The sequence below is a fragment of the Hydrogenobacter sp. genome, from assembly GCA_041287335.1.
Lineage (GTDB): Bacteria > Aquificota > Aquificia > Aquificales > Aquificaceae > Hydrogenobacter.
This window is the reverse complement of sequence record JBEULM010000046.1, coordinates 25952-34190: the sequence shown is the minus strand read 5'-3', so window position 1 is coordinate 34190 and position 8239 is coordinate 25952. Positions and strand designations below refer to the sequence as shown.

General features: G+C 40.9%; 9 protein-coding genes. 5 read left to right on the top strand and 4 right to left on the bottom strand.

The features are described 5' to 3' along the window. Window positions 1-318: 318 nt before the first annotated feature. The 5 genes from ABWK04_06740 to murI are packed head-to-tail and all read left to right on the top strand — an operon-like array spanning window position 319 to window position 4390. Window positions 319-1410, top strand: a complete 1092-nt coding sequence (locus tag ABWK04_06740; protein ID MEZ0361570.1) for a DUF4382 domain-containing protein — start codon at window positions 319-321, stop codon at window positions 1408-1410. Between the two features lie 20 nt (window positions 1411-1430). Continuing rightward, entirely contained in the window at window positions 1431-1805 is a 375-nt protein-coding gene (locus ABWK04_06735; protein ID MEZ0361569.1) for a NifB/NifX family molybdenum-iron cluster-binding protein, read from the top strand. 21 nt (window positions 1806-1826) lie between these two features. Further along, complete coding sequence (locus ABWK04_06730) at window positions 1827-3209, top strand: phosphoglucomutase/phosphomannomutase family protein (GenBank protein ID MEZ0361568.1); 1383 nt, start codon at window positions 1827-1829, stop codon at window positions 3207-3209. Between the two features lie 3 nt (window positions 3210-3212). After that, window positions 3213-3623, top strand: a complete 411-nt coding sequence (locus tag ABWK04_06725; protein MEZ0361567.1) for a molybdopterin-guanine dinucleotide biosynthesis protein B — start codon at window positions 3213-3215, stop codon at window positions 3621-3623. Next, window positions 3623-4390 carry a glutamate racemase gene (murI, locus tag ABWK04_06720; GenBank protein MEZ0361566.1) on the top strand — a complete coding sequence of 256 codons (768 nt, stop codon included), beginning with the start codon at window positions 3623-3625 and terminating at the stop codon, window positions 4388-4390. Before ABWK04_06725 ends, murI begins: the two co-directional genes overlap by 1 nt. Here the strand turns inward: murI and ABWK04_06715 are convergent. From ABWK04_06715 to mtnP, 4 genes are read right to left on the bottom strand one after another with little or no spacing between them, the layout of a single operon-like run. After that, window positions 4277-4873: a DUF4416 family protein gene (locus tag ABWK04_06715; GenBank protein MEZ0361565.1), complete on the bottom strand. Its 597-nt coding sequence runs from the start codon at window positions 4871-4873 to the stop codon at window positions 4277-4279. The genes murI and ABWK04_06715 overlap by 114 nt on opposite strands. After that, window positions 4843-7092 carry a DEAD/DEAH box helicase gene (locus tag ABWK04_06710; protein ID MEZ0361564.1) on the bottom strand — a complete coding sequence of 750 codons (2250 nt, stop codon included), beginning with the start codon at window positions 7090-7092 and terminating at the stop codon, window positions 4843-4845. The genes ABWK04_06715 and ABWK04_06710 overlap by 31 nt, the downstream gene beginning before the upstream one ends. After that, window positions 7077-7394, bottom strand: coding sequence for a 30S ribosome-binding factor RbfA (rbfA, locus tag ABWK04_06705; protein MEZ0361563.1), 318 nt, complete (start codon window positions 7392-7394; stop codon window positions 7077-7079). The genes ABWK04_06710 and rbfA overlap by 16 nt, the downstream gene beginning before the upstream one ends. 10 nt (window positions 7395-7404) lie before the next feature. Next, window positions 7405-8238, bottom strand: a complete 834-nt coding sequence (mtnP, locus tag ABWK04_06700) for an S-methyl-5'-thioadenosine phosphorylase (GenBank protein MEZ0361562.1) — start codon at window positions 8236-8238, stop codon at window positions 7405-7407. Between the last annotated feature and the right edge of the window lies 1 nt (window position 8239).

Here is an 8239-nt window from a genome sequence, read left to right as displayed (position 1 = left end):
TGGATAGGTCTTTGAAGAACCTGTCTGATGAGCGGTATGAGTGCCTCAGGAGTAAGGCACTGGGCTTACTGTCTGGAAATCCTTATTTCAGGGGGTTTTCAGGCACAGTCCTAAACCCGATGCATAGATAGATGTCTATAAGTGGGATATCTGTCTATGCAAAGGGATACTCTTAACTTAAGATATATGGAGTTAGCGGGGGCTATGGTAAGCCTAAATACCGCCAGCCGTGTCATAGGCTTACCTGAAAAAGGCGGGATACAAATAGCACGGCCTGAGCTGTACAGTTTTGTACAGCTTAGCTAACCGGGGTTAGAGATGAAGAGATTATTTTTGTGGGTTGTCACTGTCTTTATCTTCTCCTGTGGTGGTGGAGGAACTCAAGGTGGTAATCCTTCAGTTTCTCTCTATTTTACTGACGATATGAGTATGTACCCTTCCATACTTGTTAAAGTGTACGAAGTCAACCTTTGCTCCGATAATCAGTGTCAGCAAAAGGTTAATCTTTTCTCAAACCAAGGAGGGCTTGAGGTAGATCTTGCAAAACTCAGTGGTGTGCTTGAGTACATAACAACAACAGGTATACCTCAGGGAACTTACAACAGGCTTGAAGTAGTAATGGATAAAAACCTCACCATAACGGATAACAGTCAACAAACACATCAGGCGGTTTTTGTAAATTGGGATTCAAACAACCCTAACAAACCCAACACTGTACAATGTCCTACAGACAGATGTTATATAAGGTTCAACGGAGTTGTTCAACCCTTCGCTACTGGAAAGCTCGTCGTTGATTTCGTACTTAAAGACTTTGATGTAAACACATCAACCAATCCGTGGCAGGTGACACAAGTAAGGATGATGCCCCTTACACCTCAGGATATACAAGGCAAAATTTATGACAATAAGTTATACGTAAGCGTGCTAAATGTGAGTGGAAATAGCTTTACAGGTACTTGGATGGGAAAAACTTACACTATCAATTTAACCTCAAATACCGTCTGCGAGATAAATGACGTAAATTATTTCGCAAGCGCATGTGTAGGTAAAATAGGTGTAGGTATGTGTGTTGAAGTAAAAGTTTTAGAAGATCCTTCCGTGTCAACAACTTTGACAGCTATAAAGGTGGAAAACGAAAATCCGGCTAAATGTATGATGACCTCATCTACTATGCCACAACCACCTATGCACCCATTTGAGTTAAAGGGAATCGTAGTTAACAAAGATTCAAGCGCATTCACCTTAAACACCTACAGTAGTCCTATAGGCGTAACAGAAAACACATACTGCGAGTATCAAAAACACACATACATGACAGGCTATGCTTGTCTAACAAACCTCCAAACAGGTTGGCTTGTGGAAGTAAAGATGTCTAACAACCAGGCTATAAAAATAGAGAGAGAGTACTGATATTTGGTAAAATTAAGTTTATGAGTCTATGCATACCTGTGGATTATGAGTTTGCTGATAAGATCAGTGTCAGTAAACACTTCGGTAGGGCGGATGCTTTTGCGATAATAAGGGACGATGGAACTTACGAGCTTTATCAAAATCCATTAAAGACCGTCGGTAAGTTAAAGATACTGGGTGATTCATTAACCAAGAAAGATGAGTGCAGAAGGTATAGTAAGACAGGAGAGCTAATCAATATCTTAAAAAAGCAGGGTGTTAACAAAATTATGGTAAAGCGCATAGGAGACAGAATGAAGAAATTCCTTTTGGACGAAGGTATAGCGGTAATAGAAGCTCCTGAGGGGATTGCAAATTTTGAAGAGATGATAAAACTGTTGACATATACCAAATAATTTGGGATAATTCTCAGAAAGATGTCTGTGAAATTCGGTACTGATGGCTGGAGGGCTATAATAGGAGAAGATTTTACTTTTGAAAATATCAGAAGGCTTGCTGTTGCCCACGCTAAGGTTTTGGAGCGTAAGGGGAAGAGAAAGGTGATTATCGGTTACGACCACAGATTTATGTCGGAGAAATTTGCTGAGGAGGTATTCAAAGTATTTAAAACTTTTGGATTTGAAGCATACATGACAAATAAAGCCTGCACAACTCCTATGGTATCTTTTGCTATCAAGTATATGGGATTTGAAGGTGGGGTTATGATAACTGCTTCCCATAATCCTCCTGAATATAACGGCTACAAGATAAAGGACAGTTTTGGAGGTTCGGCAACGGAAGACTTTGTAAGAGAGGTTGAGAAAGAGTTTGAACTAAACAGAGAAATCAAAACGGATAAGGTTAAACCTGAATACCTGAACGTGTGGGGAGAGTATATAAGGAAGGTGAAAGATTTTGTGAGCTGGGAGCTTTTTTGTGAAAAAGATATGTTTTTAATTCATGATGCTATGTACGGATCTTCAGTAAATACTTATTCGCAAGTCCTTGCGGGAACTAAGGTAAATACCTTATCTATAAGAGCATACAGGGATCCTCTCTTTGGAGGTCACGCTCCTGAGCCTGTAGAAGTGAACTTGGCACCGCTTATGGAGAAAGTCAGAGCTGTAGGTGCCGATTTAGGAATAGCCAATGATGGTGATGGGGATAGGGTAGCCTTAGTGGACCAAAGGGGTAGGTTTGTGAATACACAGATCGTGTATGCTCTTTTGCTTTATCACCTTTTAAAAAATAAGGGAATAAGGGACGGTATAGTTGTGAAGACAGTATCAACAACTTACCTCGCAGACAGGATATGTCAAAGAGAGGGAGTTCAGTTAAAAGAAGTCGCAGTAGGTTTCAAAAACATAAATGAAGTGATACTTAAAGAAAGAGTAATATTCGGAGGCGAAGAAAGTGGTGGATACGGTATAGTGCATTTTCTTCCTGAAAGAGATGGACTTTTCTCCGGTCTTAACCTTATTGAGCTTCTCCTTCTGAAGGGCAAAACCCTTTCGGAAGTTGTTGAAGAGATATTCCAGACGTACGGCACAGCGTATTACAGAAGATACGATATGCACGCACAGAGTGAAAAAAAGAAAAGACTTTCTGATCTTATGCTCCACCCACCCGAGAAGCTATCAAATTACAAAGTGAAGTCTGCAAATACTAAAGATGGACTTAAACTCATCTTTGAAAATGACGGATGGATACTCTTTAGGGCTTCTGGCACAGAACCTCTCATAAGGATATATACAGAAATGCCGACACAGGAGGATGTAGATAAAGTTCTAAAAGAGGGCGTGAGTTTACTTGAGGGATGATTTATGCCTAAGATTGTGTGTGTTGTTGGATATCACAATACGGGAAAAACAACCCTTATAGAAAAAATATCAAAGGAACTTACGGCAAGAGGTTACAGAGTGGGATACATCAAGCATGATCCAAAAGGTCATGGTGTTACGGACAAAGAAGGTAGCGATTCGTACCGTATTTTCCAGGTTCTGGATAGGGTAGCTCTATTGGGAAAGGGTAAACTCACCCTTTGGGAGAAGGTACAAGACGATCCTATCAGCGTAGTGGAAAGGTACTTTTCTGACTTTGATGTAGTCATACTTGAGGGATGGAAGAGTCTAAAGGGGTTGAAGAAGATAGTAATGGGTGATCTTTCTGTTGAGGGCTTTCGTGTTGATCAAAGTGTGAGCCTTGAAGATGTTATAGGTTATATTATGCTTTGATGAAGTTGGGAATTTTTGATTCTGGAGTAGGTGGACTTACTGTCTTGAAGGAAGTTAAAAGGGCATTTCCCAATGTTGACATAATTTATTTGGGTGACACGGCGAGAGTACCTTACGGAGGAAAGTCCAAAGATACTATAATACGATACAGCCTTGAGTGCGCTCAATTTCTCATGAGGTTTGATATTGATCTTCTCATAGTTGCCTGCAACACTGCAAGCTCTTATGCCCTTGATATACTTAAGGATGAGTTTGGTATACCCATCTTTGGTGTTATAGATCCCGGGGTCAAAAAAGCCTTAGGAGTTTCAAAGACCAAGATCATAGGTGTAATCGGAACAAAAAGCACCATAGCAAGTGGAGAGTATCAAAGAAAACTTGCGCAGGCGGGAAGCGTGGTTTATGCAAGAGCTTGCCCTCTTTTTGTGCCTCTGGTAGAGGAAGGGATAACGGATGGAGAGATAGCGGATAAAGTGGTTGAATTTTATCTGAGTGAACTCAAGCAGATCGGCATAGATACGCTCATACTTGGCTGTACTCATTATCCTCTACTTTTAAAGCCTATAAAGAGATACATGGAACACATACATATAGTGGATTCTGCAAGCTCACTGGTAGAGGAGATAAGCCCATACGTCAAAAATGAGGGAAGTTCAAGCCTTAGGCTCTTTTTCACTGATCACTCCCCAAGCTTGGGAAGTCTCGTGGATCTTATTCTCGGTAAAGGAAACAAACTGGAACTTGCCCCAATGCTTTGCAGTCTTTAGCTCCTGCAGAAAACCTTTTCTAACTTTTTCAAAAAACGCCTTTACATTTTCCTCTCTGTAGTCCGCGTAAGTCCAATATAGGGGTCTGAACCTTCCGTAAAGGAAGAGATACTCTATCTCTGCGTACACACCCTTTCCTAAATAAAACCTACCACCTCGCTTCTTTGAGGAGGATAAAACGAGATGACTTTCGTCTACATACCCAGGATCTATGTTTAGCAGTCTTTTACCTTTTGGTGAAAAGTTTTTTTCTTTGTTTATAGCCCAGAGTTTGAAATCCAAAAGATTCTCTTTTTTCATTAAACCTTTCAAAGATAGGAAGATTTTCAAAAGCCCTTCGCCCATCTCTTTGGAATAGTATTTTTGAATGGATTGAAGAACAAAAGCCTGTGAAAGTTCCTGTACAGGCAGTTCTCTCAGAAACTCCATTAGAATATGCTCTTCTCTATAAATTACGGAGAGGATCGGTCTGGCAAGTTCCAAAGCAGTTCCCTCACAAGTTCTTTCTTTTTCATTTTGAAAGCCCTTTCTCCCAATTTAAAAAGCCCAAAGGCGAGTAAGATTTTATCATCCACCAAAAAGCCTTCCCTGTTGTTTTCCAAAAGTGTTAATACCTTCTTTGTTTCTTCTTTCGCTCGGCTCAAGCTTAGTTTTCTGACTATATGAAGCGTATGTTCCATTTTACTCACGAGATCCATATTTTTCAATATTTCTAAAAGGGATTCCACTTTTGAACCCACAGAAGGTGGCAAAATATACTCCTCCTGCATGATCCTTTTGAGGAGGTTCGCTCTTAGATGACCTATACCCTTTATACCGCTAAGCGGTGCATACTCAATGGTAAGTCCATACTTAACAGCATGCGCTATGGCTATCATCTCTTTATCACTCAGCTCCCACATACCAAGCTTTTTAAGTTCGGTAAGCATCCTAAGGAGGTGTAGTACATCGGTACTCAAATAGGAAAACTCACCAGGAGGGCTTGATACGTTGGGATACTTAAGGGTTAGTCCTTCCGTATAGAAGATAAATTGGTCCGTATTGTCTTGGAAACATTTGTGACCACAAAGTGATAGCTTGCTTATTATGTAGTGTGTATCTTCTTCAAAGCTCTCACCGCTTTTCACAAAGTCGTATAACGTATCGAATCTCTTCATATGCAAAAGCGGTCTCACAATGACAAGAGGATCTAATCCCAAAGATAGCCTCCTTAGAAATTCCTCAAATTTCGTAGGAGGAATACCACTTTTTACACAGTAAAGCGCCTTCTGGGTCAGTTTTTCTCCCTGCAGATATCCCCTTTCATGGAGGAAATCCACTATGTGTCTCAACTGGATCTTTTTTATGTTACGGTAAGAGTATGTCTTGTTAAGAAATTTCTCATAATGTTTGCCTTGGTATAAAAATCCCAAAAGGATAAATAGACTAAGTACATCTGTGTTCATCCTCTGAGATATATGCATATCTATGGAAAGTTCCATAGTTCTCTCTATCTGATCTTTTAGCTTTTCTACTTTCCCCCCGTATGTGAGTATGTGGGAATAACCTACATCTTTTATTCCCAGCCTTCCTGCACGTCCTTCCATTTGAAGTACGTCAAGGAGATCCGGAATACATCTCCAAGTTCCTCTTTCTGGAAAGATACGCACGAGTATCACAACACGATCCGCAGGAAGGTTAAGCCCATAGGCGAGCGTCTGGGTGGCTATCAATTTCTTAAGTCTTCCCTCTCTAAAAGCCTTCTCTATCTCCTCCCTCTCTTCTTTTGGAACATCAGCATTGTGAAAAGCTATCTCAGGTTCACGATCAGGGTGAGCCTCAAAAGGTGTTGTCCTGTTCATTATGCCTATCTTTTCATCCTTTGCCACTTCAAGCATTTTCCACCCGAGTTTCTTTTGGGGTACAAAGATGAGAACCTTTTCATTATTACCGCTAAGCTCAAAGATGCTATTTAAAAGTCTTGCTGAGATCTGGTAATCCCTGTTCTCATACTTTCTTATTGGTGAAAATTCAGTGAGAGGTCTTATCTCCCTCAAAAGAGGAACTGGTCTCCATTCGCTATGTATTACAAAATCGGCTTTTATCCACCGAGCTATGTCCTCATAAGATGGTAAGGTAGCTGAAAGTCCAAGTAGGGTTATATCTCTGTCCAAAGTGTACGTTATAGCCTCTTCAAGTATCCACCTTTTGGTAATCTGATGTATTTCGTCAAATATTACGCAGGATACATCCTGAACCCAGTCTGATCCGTTTCTGAGAGCATAAACTAAGTGTTCGTAAGTACTTACTATAACATCACCTTTCACTTTTTTATAGTTTTCCAGTATGCTCTCGCCAGTTCTTATCTCTACTAAACCCGGATAGTATCTTTTGAGTTCTAAAGCTTTCTCATAAACGAGGGATCTTGTGGGTGCTGTATAGACCTTTTTGCCTTCTCTGTTTTTCATAAATAGATAAGCTATCAAGCTTTTCCCTGCAGATGTAGGCGCACACACGAGGGCATTTCCACCTTTATACTTGTAATAGAAGAGGCTTTGAAGAGGGTTTAACAGCTCGTAAGGGATCTTTTCGTCCACCTCTTTGCTTGCAACGAGGGGAAGTTCCCTAACCTGGATTTCCTCTTGATATCTAAAAAGTAATCTACCGCACGGAGGATTAAGGCTGTAGTTGCTTTCCCGCAGGACTATCAAAGTTTTTCCCATAACTTTTCAAACTGCTTTAGCTCCTGATCAAACCTAAAGCTTAAATCAGGAACAAATCTTAAGTTGAGCCTCTTTAAGAGGATACTCTTTATGTATCCCTTTGCAGACTCAAAAGCTTTCTGCACTTCCTTTTCTGCACCCTCAGGTATGGTAGTAAAATAAACCACCGCGTATCTTCCATCTTGAGAAAGTTCAAGCCTCGTTATCACAGCCATTGTGAGCCTGGGATCACGAGCTTCTTTTAAAAGACCGGCTATCTCCTCCTTGAGGAGGCTGGCGAGCTTTTCCCTTTTTCTACTCATTTCTTTTAATTTAAACCTCCGCACCTTCAAGAGAATTTGCACATTGACACGTTCTCTCGTCAGTAAGATTCTTTATAAAGTGAGTAAGCACGATCTTTAACTCCTCCCCTTTTTTCTTCATAAGACTTATCACTTCATCACTGGTCAATCTGTAACTCGCTATACCTGCAGCAGGATTTGTGACTATACAGAGGCTACAATAACACATGGCAAGCTCCTTTGCGAGAACGACTTCCGGATAACCTGTCATACCAACCACATCACCGCCAAGCCTTTCTATAGCTCTTATTTCGGAAGGTGTCTCAAATCTCGGACCTTCAGTACATGCGTAAACCCCTTCTCTATGGAAAGGCAGTCCAAGTTTTTCAAGTACAGAGCAGATCACATTCCTCAATTGGGGACAGTATGCTTCAGACATATCCACATGTACTACCCTTCCCTCTCTCAAAAGCTTAGCAACCTTGTCCTCACCTGATACTTTGTGGGAAAGCTTACCCTCGTAGAAAGTGCTTTCCCTACTTTTAGTAAGGTCTATAAAGTCGTTCACCACTACATAATCACCTGGGCGAAGGTCCCCTTTTATACCTCCAACCGCTGAAAGGGAAAGGATTCTATCTACTCCCAATTCCCTAAAAGCCCAAAGGTTAGCTCTGTAAGGTACAAGATGTGGAGGATATACGTGTCCTTTGCCGTGCCTTGAAAGGAAGGCTATTTTTCTTCCTTCTAACTGGAATATGACTATAGGAGAAGATGGCTCTCCGAAAGGTGTTGAAAAGGTTACCTCTTCAAGCTTTTTAGCGCTTTCCAGATTGTAAAGACCACTTCCTCCTATGATTCCAAGCATT

Bases quoted from the DNA above. Each gene is read 5' to 3' on its own strand.
- ABWK04_06740 (MEZ0361570.1), top strand. From the start codon at position 319: ATGAAGAGATTATTTTTGTGGGTTGTCACTGTCTTTATCTTCTCCTGT.
- ABWK04_06735 (MEZ0361569.1), top strand. From the start codon at position 1,431: ATGAGTCTATGCATACCTGTGGATTATGAGTTTGCTGATAAGATCAGT.
- ABWK04_06730 (MEZ0361568.1), top strand. From the start codon at position 1,827: ATGTCTGTGAAATTCGGTACTGATGGCTGGAGGGCTATAATAGGAGAA.
- ABWK04_06725 (MEZ0361567.1), top strand. From the start codon at position 3,213: ATGCCTAAGATTGTGTGTGTTGTTGGATATCACAATACGGGAAAAACA.
- murI (MEZ0361566.1), top strand. From the start codon at position 3,623: ATGAAGTTGGGAATTTTTGATTCTGGAGTAGGTGGACTTACTGTCTTG.
- ABWK04_06710 (MEZ0361564.1), bottom strand. From the start codon at position 7,092: ATGGGAAAAACTTTGATAGTCCTGCGGGAAAGCAACTACAGCCTTAAT.
- rbfA (MEZ0361563.1), bottom strand. From the start codon at position 7,394: ATGAGTAGAAAAAGGGAAAAGCTCGCCAGCCTCCTCAAGGAGGAGATA.
- mtnP (MEZ0361562.1), bottom strand. From the start codon at position 8,238: ATGCTTGGAATCATAGGAGGAAGTGGTCTTTACAATCTGGAAAGCGCT.